This window comes from Segniliparus rugosus ATCC BAA-974 (assembly GCF_000185725.2).
GTDB classification, from domain to species: Bacteria; Actinomycetota; Actinomycetes; order Mycobacteriales; family Mycobacteriaceae; genus Segniliparus; species Segniliparus rugosus.
Map to the genome: position 1 here is coordinate 519,198 of NZ_KI391954.1, position 16,863 is coordinate 536,060.

Genomic DNA, 16,863 nt, shown 5'->3' on the forward strand with positions numbered 1-16,863 from the left:
CCGGTCAGACCCCGGCGGGAACAGCGGGAACGGGCGCGGCGGCGGGCGGCTGCTTGACTTTGGCGAGCTGCCTCGCGAGCAACGGGAGGAGGATGACAAGCATGATGAGGCGCAGGCTCTGCGTGCTCGCGACCAGCGGCATGTTGGACTCCACCGACGACGCGGTGGCGATGACGGCGTTGATCCCGCCAGGCGTGGTGGCGAGGTACATATCGGTCTGCGGCACGTGCAAGACGATGGCGGCGAGGGCGGGGATCACCGCCGTCGCGACGGCGAGGGTGACCGTCGCGACGAGGATCGCGGGGAACAACAGCCACACCTGGCGCAGCGACTTCCTGGTGAACCTCAGGCCGACGTCGAGCCCGATCAGGATGAAGAGCAGCTCTTTGAGCATCCCGTCTGGCGCGTAGCCGTGGCTGACCCCGAGCGAGGTGACGATCGCCGTGACGATCATCGGGCCGAGGGTGGCGGGCGAGGGGAGGTGGAGGAGCCGGCCGAATTTGATGCCGACGACGCAGAGGACGAGCGCGATGCAGACGCCCGCGAACCAGTCCCCTCGGCCAGTGAGGATGCAAAGGTACTGCGCGTTGTGCGTGCAACGGTAGTGCTCGAAGAAGTTCGAATTCAGGTCCATGCTGCGCGAGTCCCCTTTGGGGACCGCGCCGAAGACCCACGCCACGAGGAACGGGGTGGTGGCGACGACGAGGAGCATGCGGAAGTACTGCATGAACGCGACGACGCGGCAGTCCGCGTGCAAGTCCTCGGCTGCGGAGACGACGGCGGCCGAACCGCCCGCCACGGTCCCGAGGACGGCCGTGCACAGGCTGACCCCTGGGACGAGTCGGAAAAACGCCCAGCCGATCAGGATGGACAGGAGGAGGGTGACGGCGGTGAGTCCGAGGATCGGCCCGATCAGCGGCCCGAGGGTCTTGAGCTGGCCGAGTTGCATATACCCGCCCATGACCACGCCGATGAGGGCCTGGGTGCCCGTTTGGGTCCGCTTCGAGACGGCGAGCCATGGCCGCCCGGAGAGCGCCACGATGATGCCGAGGACCGCGGCGAAAAGCATCTGCGTCGCGGGCAGTCCCGCGAAGGCTCCTAATTCCGAAAGGACGTATATCCCTGCGACCACCACGGTCCATTTCACGGCGTTGAGAACCGTTTTTTTCGTCAGGAGGCCGAGGGGGCGCTGGGACGGCGAGGCGCTGCTCTCGTTTTGGCTTCGCGACGCTGGTATCAGGCTTGGCGAGCTGTCGACGCGAGGGATGGTGTCGGTCATCGCGTCACTCCATTCGGGCTGAAATGAGCACCCAGGCCTGCCGGACGGTTCACGTTTTCCCATCTTTCCTTATCTGGGAATCATTTGCCTACATAAGAATTCGGAGTTTGTCATCCGATGCGATCTATCGGGATTATGAGGCGCTGCGCGCCAACTTCAGGCTAGGACCGGATCCTGTTATGCCAAGCGTAACACCGCGTAGCCGCCCTCGCCAGAGTGAGAAAACTAACTGATGGGCGCGCAGCGAAGGCTTGCCTCGTTAGGTCAGCCTCAGCTAGCCTCAGGGAGTTGTTTCAGGAGCATTGAGGCTCGTTTCGGCAGGGTTACGAAGCATTGAATTTATTTGGGAACTTGTTTGCCGAGGATTGCGACTAGTTGTGTTGGTGAGATTATGCTATCCTCGTCCACATACCCCCTGGGGGTATGTGGACGAGGATAGCGAAAGCGAAAGAGAGATCATGACGGCGGAGATTCGGACATTGAGCGCCAAAGCTGGCGAACTCGTGCACGAGTTAGGCGCGATGACGGCTTCTGTCTACGACGGGCTCGCCGATCCGTTCGCGCAGCGGGCATTGGAGAACATCGGCGCGCATCTTCGATCAGAGGGATCCGAATTGCGCGAGGCCGTCGCCGCGCCGAAAAGCGCGTCCGGCGTCGCGGTGGTCCGAGGGCTGGTCGTCGACCACGCCGTGGCAGGCCCGACGCCGGCCGGGTGGCGCGCCGTGGACGAGCGCATGCTCTCTCCGCTGGACGCGAGCCTGGCTCTGCTCGCCGCGATCGCCGGCCGCCCCTTCGCGTGGGCCGGGCAGCAAGACGGGCGGCTGGTCAACAACATCCTGCCCGAGCCGGGGAAGGAGCACGAGCAGACGGGAGCCTCGTCCTCCGTGTTGCTCGCCCCGCACACCGAGGACGCCTTCCACCCGGACCGGGCGAACCTGCTCATGCTCCTCTGCGTGCGCAACCCGCAGCAGGTCCCGACGACGGTGGCCTCCGTGCGCCGCGCCCGGATCTCCGAGTCGGACCAACGGGTTCTGAGCGAGCGGGTCGTGCCGATCCTGCCCGATGATTCCTACGACTGGGACCGTTCGTTGCCCTCCCTGCCCGTTGCGACGCTGTGGGAGCGCCACGACGGGCTCGCGATGCGCTACGACCCGGCGTACACCCCGTTGGCGGAGGCCTCCGCCGAATACCAGGCTGCGTACCGCAGGCTCGGGGAGGCGCTGGCGGAGGTGAGCGAGGCCGTGGTGCTCGAGCCTGGGGACATGGCGATCATCGACAACGACGTGGCGGTGCACGGGCGGGCCCCGTTCACCGCGCGCTACGACGGCACCGACCGCTGGCTCAAGCGGGTCAACGTCTCGTTCTCCCCCGCGCCCGCCGCACTGGGCACGAGGCGCTCGAACACGGCTACGGCCAGAAGATCGTGGATGACTTCGCCCCGCCCGCGCACGTGTTGGCAGGCATCCTGTGAGCCGTCCGGGCGCGGTGACCGTCCTGAGCGAGAGCGATCTCGCCGAGGTGGCGATCACCCCTTCAGAGGTGATCGCCGCCGTGGAAGCGGCCTACCGGGCGCACGCGGCGGACCCTTCGGGCAATCCGCGCAAGCTCAACATCACCAAAGGCCCCTCGATCAGCTACGCCATGCTGGGCAAAACGGACGGCGTGGTGGGGTTCAAGACCTCCTACACCAACAACGGGACCGGGGAGAAGCTCTACTACACCACCTTGGCCCTCTATGACGAGGCGACCGGACTGCCGATCGCGCTCATGGACTGCGGGCGGATAGGCGCGCTGCGCACTCCCGCGGTCTCCGCCCTCCTCGCGCGAGAGCTCGCCGCCCCGGACGCGAAGACCGCGCTGGTGGTCGGCACCGGAGCGCAGGGACGTGCGGCGCTGCCGTTCCTCTTGTCGGCGCTGCCGGGGGTGGAGCGGACCCTCTTGTTCGGCACGCACCTGGAGGGGATCGCGGCAGTGCGCGACGGGCTGCGCGAACACGACGCGAACCGTGAGGTCGAAGTGCTCGAGAACCTCGACCGGGCGAATGAGGCGGATATCGTCCTCGCCGTCGCAGGGCCCAAGACGCCTGCCCGGATCCGGGCAGATCAAATCCGCGAAGGCGCGCTCACCGTCCTCGTCGGCTACGGGGTCGAGCCGGACGTCCTGTGGTCGGCGGACAGGCTGGTCGCCACGAACGCCGAGCAGATGGCCCTCACCGGCCAGGATTTCGCCCATCCGCAGACCGGGCTGCGGGCGGCGGACGCGGAGCTGCCGGACGTCCTCCTCGGCAGGGCGCGAGGCCGGGCGGGGAGCGCCAGCGGATTTTCGCCTACAACAGCGGCATGGTCATCACCGACGTCGCGGTCGGGACCATCCTCGCCCGCGCCGCCATCGCGCAAGGCCGGGGCAAGGAGGTCGAGCTGTGGGCGTGAGCTTGCCCGCCGTGTGGCCGGACTGGGCGGAAGCTCTGATCGCGCATCCGACGCTGCTCCAGCAGATCGCCGACGGAGCCGGCGGCGCGTTCCATGTCGTGCACCCGCCGACGTTCGCCCGGAACCTCGCCGACTTCCAGGCGGTTTTCACAGAATTCGAGATCGAAGGCCTCGTTTATTTCGCGAAGAAGGCGAACAAATCGACAGCGTGGCTGCGAGCGGTCGCGGAGGCGGGGGCGGGGGTCGACGTCGCGAGCCTCGGGGAGTTCCGCTCCGCGCTCGGACATGGAGTCCGAGGCGAGAAACTCGTGGTCACCGGCCCCGCGAAATCGGACGAGCTGCTTTGGCTCGCGGTTCGGCACGGCGCGCTGATCGCGGTGGACGAGCTGTCCGAGCTGGAGCGGGCCATCGCGTTCGGCAGCCAAGAGCAGCCCGTGCGCGTGCTGCTCCGCGCGGTGGCCGCAGAGCAGCCGGACACCCGGTTCGGCATGAGCGGACCGGAGCGCAAGGCCGCCGTCCACCGTTGCGCCGACGCGGGCGCGGCGGTTCGGATGGAGGGGTTCAGCCTCCACCTTTCCGGTTACGACCCCCTCGCGCGGGCGGTCAAAGCCGGGCGGCTGGCCGTGGAGATCGGCCAGGCGAGGGCGTTGGGGCTGCCCGCCGACACGATCTCGATCGGCGGCGGGTTCGCCGTGGACTATGTGCGGCAAGAGGATTGGGAGGCGTTCCAAGCCGAAACCGGCCCCAGCCAGTTCCACGCGAAGAAAGAGTTCCCCGGCGGCTTCTACCCCTACCACAGCCCGGTCTCCGGGGCTGGCGCCTTGGCCGAGGTCTTGACCAGCCGCTACGGGAGCGAAGGGCCGGACTTGCGCGAAGCGACGATTGCCGAGGCGCTGCGGGCGAAGGGGATCAAGCTCGCCGTCGAGCCTGGCCGGGCCTTGCTCGCGGACGCCGGGGTGAGCGTCTTCGAGGTCCAAGGCTTCAAATGGCGAGAGCATCTGCAATACGGCATTGCCACGGTGGCGGGGACGAGCCTGTCGCTCTCCGAACAATGGTTCGCCAGCGAGTTCCTGCCCGAGCCGAGGTTGTGGCCGGAAGGCGGGGCGCAGCAGCGCACCCCCTCGGCGGTCGGCGGCACGAGCTGTTTGGACTCGGACATGCTGACCTGGCGCAAGCTCCCGCTGCCGAGGCCGCCGAAGCGGGGGGATTTCCTGGTCTACCCGAACACGGCCGGGTACCAGATGGACTCCAACGAGTCGGCGTTCCACGAGCTGCCGATTCCGAAAAAAGTGGTGCTGGACCTGACGGGCCCCGAGCCTCGGTGGTTCTTCGAGGAGGCGGCGTGGAAAGCATGCGGATGAGCGGAGCCTGCGTTGATAGGAGAGCGGTGTTGAGAGAAGAGAGCGCGCGATGATCGTGACCAAATATTCCGATTTGATCGGAAACACCCCGCTCTTGGAGCTGGTGCGCCTGGAGAACGGGACCCGTTATCTGCTCAAGCTGGAGCAGTTCAACCCGACCGGCTCGATGAAGATCCGGATGGCCCGACAGATGGTGCTCGACGCGCTCGAAGACGGCAGGCTGCCCAAGGGCGGGCGGATCGTGGAGTCCACGTCCGGCAACACGGGTCTCGGATTGGCGGTGGTGGCCGCCGAGCTGGGCTTGAGGTTCACGGCGGTGGTCGACCACCACGCGGCGGTCGACAAGATCCGCGCGATGGCGGCGATGGGGGCCGAACTCGTCTACGTCGCCGAAGACGGCGACGACAGCCTCAACACCGCAGCGCGGGAGGAGCTGGCCGAGGCCATGGCCGCCGAGGATCCGGAGGCGTTCTTCACCGAGCAGCACAACAACGACAGCAACCCCGCCGCGTATTCGGCGCTCGCGCGCGAGCTGATCGCGGACCTCGGCGAGGTCGACTACATGATTTGCGCGGTCGGCACCGGCGGCTCGCTGTTCGGGTCGGCGCGCGAGCTGCGCAAGCTCGGCCAGCAGACCCAGGTGATCGGCGTGGAGCCGGTCGGGTCCATCGCGTTCGGCGGTCCCGGCGGCGACTACTGGCAGTCCGGCACCGGCACGCCGGAGGGCGCGATCATCGGCACGGCGGTGGACTACGAGCTGCTGGACGAGGGCGTGAAGGTCTCGGACGTGGACGCGTTCGCCACCGCGCGGGTGATCGGCAGGCGCACCGGCCTGTTGATCGGCGGCTCGTCGGGCGGCTGCGTCCACGCGGCCTTGCAGAAGCTCCCCCAGCTGCCCGCAGGCTCCACTGTGGTCTCCATCGTGTGCGACGGGGGCGAGAAATACCTGGACACCGTGTTCGACGAGGAGTGGATGGCCGCGCGGGGCCTTCTGGACCCCGACGCGGAAGCGGCGGTCGGGGCTGTGCTCACCGCGCTCGGCGTGCCGGATTCGCGCCAGCGGGCCGAGGCCGCAGTACTGTGACCACAGTGACCACGACCAAAGACCGCGTCAAGGAGCTCGCGACGCTCGCCGCCCCGATCGCGGGGATCCAGCTCGCCCAAGTCGCGCTCACCACCACCGACACCGTGATGATGGGCGTGATCGGCGTGGCGGCGCTCGCGGCGGGCGGACTGGCCATCACGCTGTTCAACCAGGTGCGCACGATGTGCGTCGGTTTGATCACCGGCCTGGGGAACCAGATCGCGCACGCGCAGGGCCGCAAGGCCGCCGACAACGAGGTCCGGGGGATCGTGCGCGCCGGCCTGGCCGTCGCGACGCTCGCGGGTCTGGCGGGGGCGGTCGGGCTGGTCGCCTTGAGCTACGCTCTGGCCTGGTTCGGCCAGGCCCCGGCGGTGCTCGCCGGAGCCCGTCCGATGATGGCGGCCCTCGCCCCCGGATTGATCCCGCTGCTGTGGCTGCAGGCGCTGCGGCAGTTCGCGACGGGCATGCGCAAGCCCAAGTCCCTTCTGCCGGTCATGCTCGCCTCCATCGCGGTGAACGTGGCGTTGAACTTCGTCTTCATCTACGGCTTGTTCGGCGCGCCGAGGCTCGGCCTGACCGGGGTCGGGCTCGCGACCACGGTCGTGCAGCTCTTCTCGGTCGGGGCCTTCTGGCTCATCCTGCGCCGCGACCGGGATCTCGCGCCGTATTTGACCGGACCGGGCAGGCCGACCGTCCAGGAGGTGAAGGACGTGTTGCGCCTCGGGGTGCCCACCGCGCTCACCTACGGATCGGAGGCGGGCCTGTTTTCGGTCGCGGCGCTCGTCATCGGCCATTTCGGCCCTGCGGCGCTCGCCGCGCACACGGCGGTGAACCAGATCATCTACATCGTCTTCCAGATCAGCGTCGGCCTCTCGCACGGCTCCTCGGTGCTGGTGAGCCACGCGATGGGACGCGCCGACAAGGCCGAGGCGCGCGAGGCCGCTAAGACCGTGCTCTCCGTCGGCGCGGCGATTATGGCGCTGGTCGGCGCGGTCTACCTGGTCGCTCCCCGGCTGGTGCTCTGGCCGTTCCAGCTCTCCGGGCCGTCGGCGGCCATCGCGGGGACGCTCCTCATGGTCGCCGCCGTGCAACAGTTCTTCGACAACGCGCAGAACATCGCGGTGGGGCTCTTGCGGGGGCTGGGCGACGCGAAGAGCGGGTTGAAGATCACCTTGATCGGGTATTGGGGGGTCGGCCTGCCCGTGGCTCTGGCCGGGGGGCTCGTCCTCGGCTGGGGCGCTCCTGGCGTGTGGCTCGGCCTGTCAGCAGGGCTCGCGTTCTGCGCGGCCATGATGGTCCGCGCGTTCCTGCGGGGCGTCGCGAACGACGTCAAAGCCGAGCAGGCCTAAGCCAGAAGGCCGGATCCTGCGGCCCCCGAAGCCCGTCAGGCGATGCTTTGCATGCCGGAGAGCAGCGCCGCCAGCTCGTTCTCGTCGAGCCTCTCGCAGAACTGTAGCTCCACGTTTCGGGCGGAGGGGGCTGCTTCCTCAAGCGCGGCCCTGCCCGCGTCCGTGAGCGTCAACTGCCGTCGTGACCGGTGCTCGGGGTGCACGTGTCGGACGAGGTGCCCGATTTTCTCCAGACGGTTGATCAACGCGGTCAGGCTCGCTTTGTCGACGGCGACGAGCGCGCCGAGCTGGTCTTGGCCGATCTGCGGGGAGCGCTCCACGGTGCGCAGCACGAGGTAGTGGAGGCGGGTGATCGCGGGGCCCTCGTCCCGCCACAGCGTCGAATGCCGTTGATCCACTCTCCGGAGGAGCACCATGAGTTGTTCCTCCGGAGAGCGGATCACGTCGTTGCGGGCGGGGGTTTCGGCGGGTTTCACGCCCTCTATTCAAACCTAGTCCGCCGCCGGCCACGACTTCTGCTCAAACCGGGGCCGCCGCCGGCCACGCCAGCTTCGACCCGAAGACCTTTCGCGCCGTCTCGCCGAGGATGTTCCGTTTCCCCTGCTCCGAGACGAAGGGCAGCCGCATGATCCGGCCGGGGAGGTCGAAGTCCCAGTGCGGCCAATCGGACGAGTACATCAGCGTGTTCTCCGCGTCGATCGCTTTGAAGGTCGACTGGAGCAGGTTGAAGTCGGTCACCTCCAGCGGCTGGGAGGTGTAGAACATCTCCCGCATGTACTGGCTGGGCAGCTTTTCTAAAAGCGGCGCGTCCGACGTGCGCAGGATGTACTCGTGGTCGAGCCGCTGCATCATGAACGGCAACCAGGCCAGCCCGCTTTCGATCCAGATGACCTTCAGGTCCGGGAAGCGCGTGGGGATGCCGTTGAGCAGCCAGTTCGTCATGTGCGTCATGTTGCACGTGACGAAGGACATGGCGTGGACCCCGGTGAAGCGGTTCATGGTCGAGGTCATCGTGTCGCCCCAGGTCGGCCCGGCGTGGAAGCCCATGGGCATGCCGAGGCGCTCGAGCTCCGCGTAGACCGGGATGTACTGGTTCTGGTGCACGCCGATGTGCCGCTGGCTGGTCACCAGGAAGCCGATGACGTCGGGGTGGTCGTGGTAAGTCCGGATCGTGTCGAGCGAAGCGTCCGGGTTCTCGAACGGGAGCCCGAGCATCGTCTTGATCCGGGGGTCCTTGCCCAGGATGGTGCTGGTGAACCACTTGTTGTAGGCGAGCATGAGCGCTGTGGCGAACTCCGGAACGGGGTGCAGGCCGATCTCCAGCATCGGCTGGGGGAAGACGATCTGGTAGTCGATCGCCATCGAGTCCATCGCGCGCTGCACCAAAGTAACGTCGCGGTGGAACTGGCCCGGCGGCACGTATTCGGCCAGGCTCGTCTGGTGCGGGATCCGGCCCGCGACGTCCTGGAAAGTGAGTCCCGGCATGTGCGCGCTGAGCGCGAGGTGGTGCGCCTCCGGCCAGTTTCGCATGATCTGCTTGCCGTAGTCGCGAAGGACGGGGTCGTCGATGGCGGCGATGATGTCGGGCCAGGAGTCCAGTTCGACGTGGTGCGAGTCCACATCGACGATGAGCGTTTTGCGCAGCCCGAACTGCTCGGTGTCCCGGCGGGCGTTGGCGAGGATCTCGCGCGAGTCGGTGGTGGTCGTGATCTCTTGGACGGGATGGACCGCGACGGCGGGCTGGTTGGTGCTGGTGGTCATGGGGTTCTCCTTCTAGAGCTTCTCGGAACGTTGCGCACGGGACAGCCACAGAGCCAAATCGAACGTGTTCAGGCTTTGCGCCTCCATCAGGCCCGCGATCAACGCAACGGCTTCGGTGCCGGAGACGTCGTCCGGGGAGATCGCGGGGATCTGGCCCGAAGCCTCCTGGCAGGCGAAATAGAGCTTGGCCAGGTCGCCGACGGCGCGGGAGAGGGTTTCTGCGGTGACGGTCGCCGATTCGCCGTTTTGCAGCCTGCGCACGAACGCGCGCAGCTGGTCTGCGACGTCCCCGAAGTCGGGGGCGGTTTCAGGGGCGACGGCGGTTTCAGACCAGGACATAGATCTCACCGTCTCGCTCTTCGACGTCGAAGCCGTGCAGCCGCATCTGCGGCACCGTGACGTGCTGGCCGGTTGTGATCTTGTATTCGGCCCCGTGCCACGGGCACACCACGTGCAGCTCGTCTTCGTCGAAACGCATGCCGTGGGCGAGCTGCTGCTCGTCGATGTTCTCCCTGACCCTCGGGACGATCCGCCCTTGGCAGGCCGGGCCGCCTTGGTGCGGGCAGACGTTCTCGTACGCGTAGAGCTTGTCGCCGACGCGGAAGATCCCGATCGTGCGGTCGTCGACGTCGACGATGAGCCTGCCTTTTTCGGGGATGATCTCCGACCGGCCGACGAGCACGGCGGTTTTCGTGGAGGTTTCGGCCATGGCCTTCCTTTCTCATGAGCTTCGAGAGAGCTGGTGGTCCTCTCGAAGCGGTGGGCTGCGCACGAATCAGCGACAACAACTGTTCGTACACGAACAGTGTAGGCGGCAGACCGGCCCGCTCGTCTACAGTTTGTGACGAACATCGCCACCGAGAAGACCCTCGCGATAGGAGCGGCGCGGCGCGCGGAACCCGAGCGGAGGCGAAGCAGAACGGCCCGACAGGCGGCGCCTGTCGGGCTTCCGAGAACGCTAGCGGGCGCTCAGCCGGCCACGGGCTGGAGCCAGACCAGGGGGATCACCCGAGCGGTGCGCTTCTGGTAGCCCTCGTAGCCTCGGTACGCCTTGACGACCAGCGGCCACAGGCGTTCGCGCTCTTCGGCGGAGACGGTGGTCGCCACGGCCTTCGTCGGGGCCTGGCCGACCACGGTGTAGGTCACGTCGGGGTTCGCGACGAGATTGGTGTACCAGGCCGGGTGCTTCGGGTCGCCGCCTCGGGAGGCGACCACGAGCCATTTCCCGGCCTCTTGGACCGGAGAGGTGAGCAGGACGGTGCGCGGCTGGCCGGATTTCTTCCCCGTGGTGGTGAGTTCCACGACCGGCATCGGCCCGAACTGCTTGCCGAGCTTTCCGCCGCTGACCTTGAGCAGGGCGCGGTGGACGAGATTCATTGTCTTCAGGGCTGCGTCAGGAGGCATGGGTCACAGTCTAGTCGCCGGGGCGTACTCTGTGAAGGCACGGGAAGTCGGCTTCAACGAGGAGGTTCGGGCAATGGACGCACCGGGAGGTTGGGGGACCGCGCCCCCTCGGCGGCGTTCGTCGTGGTTGTGGGCGTTGGGGATTGCCGTTCTCGCTCTGGTGTGCGCGGTCGCGCTGGCCGTCGGGCTCGTGTTCGCCTCGGGCCGAGGACGGAGCGCGCTCGGCGGATCGCAGCAGGCTCAGGCGGCGTCGGGCGATCAGGCGAAACCCCGCTTCGGCGGCCCGTTCCTCGATCCGTTCCCCGCGTTGCCGCGGCCGGTCTGGACCACGCCGCAAGAGGGCTTGTTCCCGCATGGCGCAAGTCCGAATTTCGCAGCGGCCAACCAGGACACCGTGCTGGTCACCGCGCTGGTCGACTTTCTCGGCCGCACCCATGGCTTCGTCGCGCTCGACGCGGCGACCGGCGCGAAGAAATGGCAGTTCCAGGCTAAAATCCCGCTGATCGTGGTCGATTGCGCCCTCTCAGGCGACAGCCACGTGCTGTGCTGGCGGGACAATCCGTTCGACACGGCTTCGGGCGAGGGCATCCCGCCGCACACCACGCGGCTTCTGTTCATCTCTCAGAAGGGCGATGTGCAACAGAGAGATCTCTCCGATCCCGGCAAAGCCGAAGTGTTCTCGCTGCGGGACGGCTTCTTGGTCTTCAAAAGCCCGTACATCACGGAGGGCTCGACCAGCACGGCGACCGTTTTCTCAAGCTCGGGGGAGCAGCGGTGGGCGAGGCAGGGCGGCGGCGGGCGCCCTCAAGCGGCCGTGTCTGAAGACCTGGGCTTGTTCTCGATCGGGGAGACCGAGCCCGTCCAGGTTTTCCAACTGTCCGACGGTCGCGAGATCGGCGACTTCTCGAATCTCAAGAACTCTGCCGAGACGGACCGGCAAGCGCTGCGGGTGGAATTCCACGCGGCGGGCTTCACCGTGGAGAACGGCAAGTTGATGGACGTCTTCAACGCGCAGGGGAAGAAGGTGAACCAGATCGCGGCGTGGAGGACGCTGTGGCCGAAGCTCCGTTCGACGAGCGATTCGTGCGGGAAAATCCTTTTGGAGAACAGCTCGGGGGCCATCGCGGCGGCGGACGCCGGTTCGGGACAGATCCTGTGGCAATCCCCGGCCAGCAGCGATATGCGCATGCTGCGGGGGGCGTGCCTCGGCGAGTACTTCCTGCTGCGGATCGGCCACGAGAAGACGTTCGGCGTCTACGAGCTGGCCAGCGGCAAACGAGTGGGATCGATCCCTGCGGAGAACGACCCCGTCGTGATCGGCACGGACGGCTCGCGCGTGCTGCTGCGCGGCGCAGGCTCGCAGTCGGTCTACCAAGCGTACGACTTGGCCAGCGGCAAGCTGGTGTGGAGCGGCCCGCCCGGCAGCGGCGGCCAGTACCTTTTCTGCGCGTCTCGAGGAGACCCCGGCCAGAGCGGGGCGCTGATGCGCGGGGCCTTCTACCTCATTTCGGAGAAGTCTGTCTCGCGGCTCGGCCAGAAGCCTTAACGCGCGTGCGACTCTGTCTCGCAGCTTCGGCACGACGCGGCCGATGCTATGTTTGTGCTCGTTGAACGCGTGACGAGGAGGTAGCGGGCCATGACCACGCCGCCAGGAGGTTGGGGACCTCAGCAAGGACCATACGGGCCGTCGCCGGAGCGGCGCCCGCCATCGCCGTACGCCCAGCCGCCTTCTCCGTACCCCCAGCCGCCCGGACCTGCGGATAAGAGCCGTCTGCGGCTCTTGCTGGGCATCGGGGCGGCGGCGCTCGTCGTCGTTGTCGTGGCAGTGCTCGCGGTCATGTTCGTCCCCGGAAGGGGCCATCAAACGCAGAACGCGCAGCAGAGCGCCCCCGTGGAGGCCAAGGACAGGCGCAGGACCGGCGGCCCCTTCCTCGACCCGATCCCCACCTTGCCGGTGTCCCTGTGGACGGATCAGGCGGGGGATATCGTCGGCGATGCGAACTCGTCCGTGCGCTTCCTGTCCGCGAACGAGGACACAGTGCTCCTGAGCGTTCTGAAGGGCGGGGCGGGCGGAACGTATTTGCTCGCAGAGCTGGACGCTGCGACCGGGAAGAAGAAATGGCAGGCTCCCGCCCCCTTCGGCTCGTCGATGACGTCATGCGATCTCGCCGGGGACAGCAGCGTGCTCTGCACGACCGAGTTCGCCGCCGATTCGTCGCTCGACACGTCTCTTTCGGACGGGCTCCGGCTGGCCTTCTTCGGCCCGGACGGCGCGGCGGGCAAGACGTTCACGTTGGATCAGGAAGGAGCCGATCGACGGAAAACCACGACAATGTATCCGCTGAAGGACGGATTCCTCGTGCGACAAAGCGCCGTTGACGGTCCGATGCAACTGGTCACTCGTTTCTCGAACTCCGGCGATCAGCGCTGGACTGTGACAGGCCCGCCGAACCAGCCGAACGTGAGCTATTCCGCGGCAACAGGTTTGCTCCTGCTGAGCGGGTCGTACGCGGCGACCGTGTATAACGTGGACACCGGCCAACAGATCGCGGACTCCTCCGCCGTGGCCGGCGCGGAGGATTCGGAGGCGAAAGGCATTCACGCGTCTTTGAACGGCTCGGGGTTCACGATCGCGACCTCGAGGCAGGTCCGTGTCTTCAACGCTCAGGGCAAGCAGACGAACCTGATCGCGGGGTGGAGTTCGCCAGACTCTTTCATGCGTCCGTCGAGCAGCCAGTGCGGGCAGATCATGCTCGGCAACGAGACAGGAGCCATCGCGGCAGCCGACGCGGCGACCGGCCAAGTCCTCTGGCAGGCGCAGGCGGGCGGGGACTTATCGACAAAGAGCATGTCCTGCGTCGGCGGTTACTTGCTTGTGCGTCCGAATGGCTCCAAGACGGTGAGCGTCTTCGAACTCGACACCGGCGAAAAGACCGGGACCATCGCCGTGGACGTCGCCTCGTGGTCGGTCGTCGGGACGGACGGGTCGACCCTGCTGGCCGTGTCTTTCGACGGCGGCAAGAAGACGTATTTCGCGTACGACTTGGCCACCGGCAAGCGGTCCTGGACGAGCCCGAGGAGCGAGAACGGGCAGTATCTGGTCTGCGCCAGAGCCGGCGCCGCCGACGCGGGAGACTCGCTGGTGGGCGGGGGCCTGTACTACGTCGTCCCGCATCTGGGCGGCTCGATCACCAGGCTCGGCCACAAAGGCTGACGAGCGGGACCAGCGGGCAGGCCTGCGCTCGAGCGCGGACACCAGGCGCACGGCGCGGGCCGCAGCAGCGCGACGAGGCAGCCCCGGACTGTCACGCGTGCAGGGCGATGGAATCCGGCCGTCCCTCTCGCCGTGCCGCGTTCGAGAAGCGCAGGTGCTCGTCGACCACCGGGCTGTTGAGCAGCTGCTTGCGGTCGGCGTAGTAGCTCATCGACATCAGCCACGGCGCGCTCGGCCCCTGCTTCGGCAGCTTCGCCAACGACCGCTGCACATACCCTGCGCCGAAATCGAGCAGCGGCCTGGTCTCCATCTGCGGGTCCGAGGCCGCCCAAACCGTGTCGAGGCCGTTCGCGTCCATGTACCCCAGCAGCTTGCAGAAATACTCGCAGATCAAACCGACCTTCAGCGTCCACGACGAGTTCGTGTAGCCGATCACCATCGCGAAGTTCGGCACGCCGGACAGCATCACGCCCCGGTAGGCGATCGCGTCCTCCAGCGGTATGGGCCGGCCGTCGATGCTGAACTCGATGGCTCCGAGCAGTTGCAGGTGGAAACCCGTCGCGCTGACGATGATGTCCGCCTCGAGCTCGCGGCCCGACTCGAGCAGGATCCCCTTCTCGGTGAAGGTCTTGATCCGGTCGGTCACCACCGACGCGGAGCCCTTGCGCAGGGCGGCGAAGAGGTCGCCGTCCGGCACGGCGCACAGCCGCTGGTCCCACGGGTCGTAAGGCGGGTTGAAGTGCTCGTCGACGGGGTAGCCCTTCGGCAGCAGGGCGACGTTCACCGCCCGGATCAGTTTGCGCGCCGCCTTCGGGAACCGCTGGCAGAATTCCCAGACCAGGCGTTGCTGCAGGATGTTCTTCTGCCGGGACAGCGCGTAGCCCCGCTCGTCGCCGAGCAGTTTGCGCAGCACGTTGGCGATCGGGTCCTTCTTCGGCAACGGCATGATGTAGGTCGGCGTGCGCTGGAGCATCGTCACGTGCGCCGCCGTGCCCGCCATCGCGGGCAGCAGGGTGACCGCCGTGGCCCCGCTGCCGATCACGACCACGCGCTTGCCGCTGTAATCGAGGTCTTCGGGCCAGAGCTGCGGGTGCACGAGCTGTCCTTGGAACCGGTCTCGGCCGGGGAAGTCCGGAATGTACCCCTCGTCGTAGCGGTAGTAGCCGCTGCAACAGAAGATCCACCCCGCGGACAGGCGCAGCCGCTCGCCGGTGTCCGTGCGCTCGATCTCGACCAGCCAGCGCGCAGCGGCCCCGGACCAGTCCGCGCGGATGACTTTGTGGTGGTAGCGGATGAGCGGGTCCAGCCCGTTCTCCGCCGCGGTCTCGCGCAGGTAGGACAGGATCCTCGGCCCGTCCGCGATCGACTGCTCGTCGCGCCACGGCTTGAACTCGTAGCCGAACGTGTGCAGGTCGGAGTCCGAGCGGATGCCCGGGTACCGGTGCAAATCCCAGGTGCCGCCGGAGGCGCCCCGCGCCTCGAGGATCGCGAACGTCTTCGACGGCTGCAGCTTGCGCAGATAGCGCCCGGCCCCGATGCCGGAGACCCCCGCGCCGATGATCAGAACGTCGAGGTGCTCGACTCCGGACGGGGTGCTGATGTCGGTCATATCGTGGCTCCTGGGATGGGGGAGTATGGTTCTTCTCCTCTAGCATGCCCGGCGGAGGCCCTTGCTCGCTAGAGCACTTTGTCCTCGTTTCGTCAGCTTCATGGTGCATAGTGTTCGCATGGACGCATCGTGGCCCGCGCCGTCGCGGCGCATTCAGGAGCTGATGCGGCAGGGCGCGCTGATCGCGCTCGCCCCGAAGCAGGAATGGATCGAGGAGCTGAACGGCGCGACGCTCAGCGGGGAGCGGATACGGGCGGTCGCCGAGGACCCCGTGCTCGCGGAGAGCGTGCGCCAGAGCAGCCTCGCGAACCTGCTGCACTGGGCCTCGTCCAATGTGCAGCGTCCGGGGGAGCGCGTCCCGCCGAACCTCGCCCAAGGCTCGCTCGAGACCGCCCGCGACATGGTGCGGCGCGGCCTCGACCAGACCGCCCTCGACACGTACCGCACCGGGCAGAGCGTGGCTTGGCGGCGGTGGATGGACATCTGCTTCGGCCTGACTTCGGACCCTGGCGAGCTCCACGAGCTGCTCGTCCTCTCCGAGCGGTCGATCCGGACGTTCGTCGACGACACCATCGACGCTATCGTCGCGCGGATGGCTGTGGAGCGGGACCAGCTCGTGCGAGGCAGCCACGCCGACCGCCTCGCGGCGGTCACCCTCCTGCTCGAAGGCGCGCCGATCCCGCCCGCCCGCGCCGAGGCGCAACTGGGCTACCAGCTCACCGGGCCGCACGTCGCCGCAGTCGTCTGGGGCGCCCCGACGACCCCCGCGGACCAGCTCGAAATGGCCGCCGAAGCGTTCACCAAAGCCAGCGGAGCCGCCCGCAGGCTGACCGTCCTCGCCAGCTCGGCGGCGATCTGGCTCTGGCTGCCGGTTTCGGCGGTGCCGTCGTCCGAGCAGCTCGCCCCGCACATCGCGGCCGTCCCCGACGTCCGGATCGGGATCGGCAGGCCGGGCCGGGATCTCGCGGGCTTTCGCCGCAGCCATCTCGACGCGGTCGCAACGCAGCGGATGCTCGCCCGGCTCACCTCGCCGCACCAGGTCGCCCACTACGACGACATCGCCCTGGTCGCCCTCCTCACCAGCGACTCGGCCCGCGCCGACGAATTCCTCCGCGACACGCTCGGCGGCCTGCTGACCGCCGAGCGGGACATCCGGGACACGGTCGCGACGTACATCCGCGAGCAGTGCAACACCTCCCGCGCGGCGGAACGGCTCTACACGCACCGCAACACGATCATCCGCAGGCTCGCGCGCGCCGACGAGCTGCTGCCGCTGCCGCTGCCGCACAATATCGTCGCTGTCGCCGCCGCGTTGGAAGTCGTGCGCTGGCGCGGCCAGCCGTCGTGACTTCGCCAGGCCGGCGCGGCGATTG

The 16,863-nt window shown here is 67.6% G+C and carries 14 protein-coding genes and 1 pseudogene; 8 read left to right on the forward strand and 7 right to left on the reverse strand.

The features are described 5' to 3' along the window. Positions 1 to 4: 4 nt before the first annotated feature. A complete protein-coding gene (locus HMPREF9336_RS12355) occupies positions 5 to 1,147 on the reverse strand; it encodes an AbrB family transcriptional regulator (RefSeq protein WP_244431663.1) in 1,143 nt (380 codons plus the stop codon). Between the two features lie 590 nt (positions 1,148 to 1,737). On the opposite strand from HMPREF9336_RS12355, the gene HMPREF9336_RS19255 reads away from it, so the two are divergent. The 5 genes and pseudogenes from HMPREF9336_RS19255 to HMPREF9336_RS12380 all read left to right on the forward strand — a co-directional run bounded on the left by HMPREF9336_RS19255 (position 1,738) and on the right by HMPREF9336_RS12380 (position 7,502). Continuing rightward, complete coding sequence (locus HMPREF9336_RS19255; protein ID WP_021030607.1) at positions 1,738 to 3,018, forward strand: TauD/TfdA family dioxygenase; 1,281 nt, start codon at positions 1,738 to 1,740, stop codon at positions 3,016 to 3,018. After that, positions 2,921 to 3,523, forward strand: a pseudogene (locus HMPREF9336_RS19260) (ornithine cyclodeaminase family protein); the annotation flags it as partial. The gene HMPREF9336_RS19255 and the pseudogene HMPREF9336_RS19260, both read left to right, overlap by 98 nt. 175 nt (positions 3,524 to 3,698) lie before the next feature. Then, positions 3,699 to 5,069: a type III PLP-dependent enzyme domain-containing protein gene (locus HMPREF9336_RS12370; protein WP_021030609.1), complete on the forward strand. Its 1,371-nt coding sequence runs from the start codon at positions 3,699 to 3,701 to the stop codon at positions 5,067 to 5,069. 49 nt (positions 5,070 to 5,118) lie between these two features. Then, positions 5,119 to 6,153, forward strand: a complete 1,035-nt coding sequence (locus HMPREF9336_RS12375; RefSeq protein ID WP_007467478.1) for a PLP-dependent cysteine synthase family protein — start codon at positions 5,119 to 5,121, stop codon at positions 6,151 to 6,153. Between the two features lie 5 nt (positions 6,154 to 6,158). After that, positions 6,159 to 7,502 carry an MATE family efflux transporter gene (locus HMPREF9336_RS12380; protein ID WP_244431664.1) on the forward strand — a complete coding sequence of 448 codons (1,344 nt, stop codon included), beginning with the start codon at positions 6,159 to 6,161 and terminating at the stop codon, positions 7,500 to 7,502. Positions 7,503 to 7,537: 35 nt separating this feature from the next. Here the strand turns inward: HMPREF9336_RS12380 and HMPREF9336_RS17575 are convergent, their stop codons facing one another. From HMPREF9336_RS17575 to HMPREF9336_RS12405, 5 genes are all read right to left on the reverse strand, one after another. After that, the gene (locus tag HMPREF9336_RS17575) at positions 7,538 to 7,978 is read right to left on the reverse strand and encodes a MarR family winged helix-turn-helix transcriptional regulator (RefSeq protein ID WP_007467480.1); all 441 of its coding nucleotides are present in this window, start codon (positions 7,976 to 7,978) and stop codon (positions 7,538 to 7,540) included. 43 nt (positions 7,979 to 8,021) lie between these two features. Continuing rightward, complete coding sequence (locus tag HMPREF9336_RS12390) at positions 8,022 to 9,263, reverse strand: amidohydrolase family protein (protein ID WP_007467482.1); 1,242 nt, start codon at positions 9,261 to 9,263, stop codon at positions 8,022 to 8,024. 12 nt (positions 9,264 to 9,275) lie between these two features. Then, positions 9,276 to 9,602, reverse strand: coding sequence for a hypothetical protein (locus HMPREF9336_RS12395; protein WP_007467484.1), 327 nt, complete (start codon positions 9,600 to 9,602; stop codon positions 9,276 to 9,278). Continuing rightward, positions 9,589 to 9,972: a Rieske (2Fe-2S) protein gene (locus tag HMPREF9336_RS12400; RefSeq protein WP_007467486.1), complete on the reverse strand. Its 384-nt coding sequence runs from the start codon at positions 9,970 to 9,972 to the stop codon at positions 9,589 to 9,591. Before HMPREF9336_RS12400 ends, HMPREF9336_RS12395 begins: the two co-directional genes overlap by 14 nt. Positions 9,973 to 10,232: 260 nt before the next feature. Continuing rightward, positions 10,233 to 10,667 (reverse strand): nitroreductase/quinone reductase family protein, encoded by a 435-nt coding sequence (locus tag HMPREF9336_RS12405; RefSeq protein ID WP_007467487.1) that lies wholly within the window; start codon positions 10,665 to 10,667, stop codon positions 10,233 to 10,235. 73 nt (positions 10,668 to 10,740) lie between these two features. On the opposite strand from HMPREF9336_RS12405, the gene HMPREF9336_RS12410 reads away from it, so the two are divergent. Together HMPREF9336_RS12410 and HMPREF9336_RS12415 are read left to right on the forward strand one after the other, a co-directional pair. Continuing rightward, positions 10,741 to 12,213 (forward strand): PQQ-binding-like beta-propeller repeat protein, encoded by a 1,473-nt coding sequence (locus HMPREF9336_RS12410; RefSeq protein ID WP_021030612.1) that lies wholly within the window; start codon positions 10,741 to 10,743, stop codon positions 12,211 to 12,213. A 90-nt stretch (positions 12,214 to 12,303) separates the two neighbouring features. Continuing rightward, positions 12,304 to 13,881, forward strand: coding sequence for an outer membrane protein assembly factor BamB family protein (locus tag HMPREF9336_RS12415; protein WP_007467491.1), 1,578 nt, complete (start codon positions 12,304 to 12,306; stop codon positions 13,879 to 13,881). Positions 13,882 to 13,972: 91 nt separating this feature from the next. Here the strand turns inward: HMPREF9336_RS12415 and HMPREF9336_RS12420 are convergent, their stop codons facing one another. After that, entirely contained in the window at positions 13,973 to 15,490 is a 1,518-nt protein-coding gene (locus HMPREF9336_RS12420; protein WP_007467493.1) for a flavin-containing monooxygenase, read from the reverse strand. A 118-nt stretch (positions 15,491 to 15,608) separates the two neighbouring features. Here HMPREF9336_RS12420 and HMPREF9336_RS12425 point away from each other — a divergent pair, with 118 nt between their 5' ends. Further along, positions 15,609 to 16,838 (forward strand): PucR family transcriptional regulator, encoded by a 1,230-nt coding sequence (locus HMPREF9336_RS12425; protein WP_021030613.1) that lies wholly within the window; start codon positions 15,609 to 15,611, stop codon positions 16,836 to 16,838. Positions 16,839 to 16,863: the final 25 nt, after the last annotated feature.

Coding starts and splice junctions, on each gene's coding strand:
- HMPREF9336_RS12375 (WP_007467478.1), top strand. CDS start 5,119: ATGATCGTGACCAAATATTCCGATTTGATCGGAAACACCCCGCTCTTG.
- HMPREF9336_RS12415 (WP_007467491.1), top strand. CDS start 12,304: ATGACCACGCCGCCAGGAGGTTGGGGACCTCAGCAAGGACCATACGGG.
- HMPREF9336_RS12400 (WP_007467486.1), bottom strand. CDS start 9,972: ATGGCCGAAACCTCCACGAAAACCGCCGTGCTCGTCGGCCGGTCGGAG.
- HMPREF9336_RS12405 (WP_007467487.1), bottom strand. CDS start 10,667: ATGCCTCCTGACGCAGCCCTGAAGACAATGAATCTCGTCCACCGCGCC.
- HMPREF9336_RS19255 (WP_021030607.1), top strand. CDS start 1,738: ATGACGGCGGAGATTCGGACATTGAGCGCCAAAGCTGGCGAACTCGTG.
- HMPREF9336_RS12425 (WP_021030613.1), top strand. CDS start 15,609: ATGGACGCATCGTGGCCCGCGCCGTCGCGGCGCATTCAGGAGCTGATG.
- HMPREF9336_RS12390 (WP_007467482.1), bottom strand. CDS start 9,263: ATGACCACCAGCACCAACCAGCCCGCCGTCGCGGTCCATCCCGTCCAA.
- HMPREF9336_RS12410 (WP_021030612.1), top strand. CDS start 10,741: ATGGACGCACCGGGAGGTTGGGGGACCGCGCCCCCTCGGCGGCGTTCG.
- HMPREF9336_RS12395 (WP_007467484.1), bottom strand. CDS start 9,602: ATGTCCTGGTCTGAAACCGCCGTCGCCCCTGAAACCGCCCCCGACTTC.
- HMPREF9336_RS12420 (WP_007467493.1), bottom strand. CDS start 15,490: ATGACCGACATCAGCACCCCGTCCGGAGTCGAGCACCTCGACGTTCTG.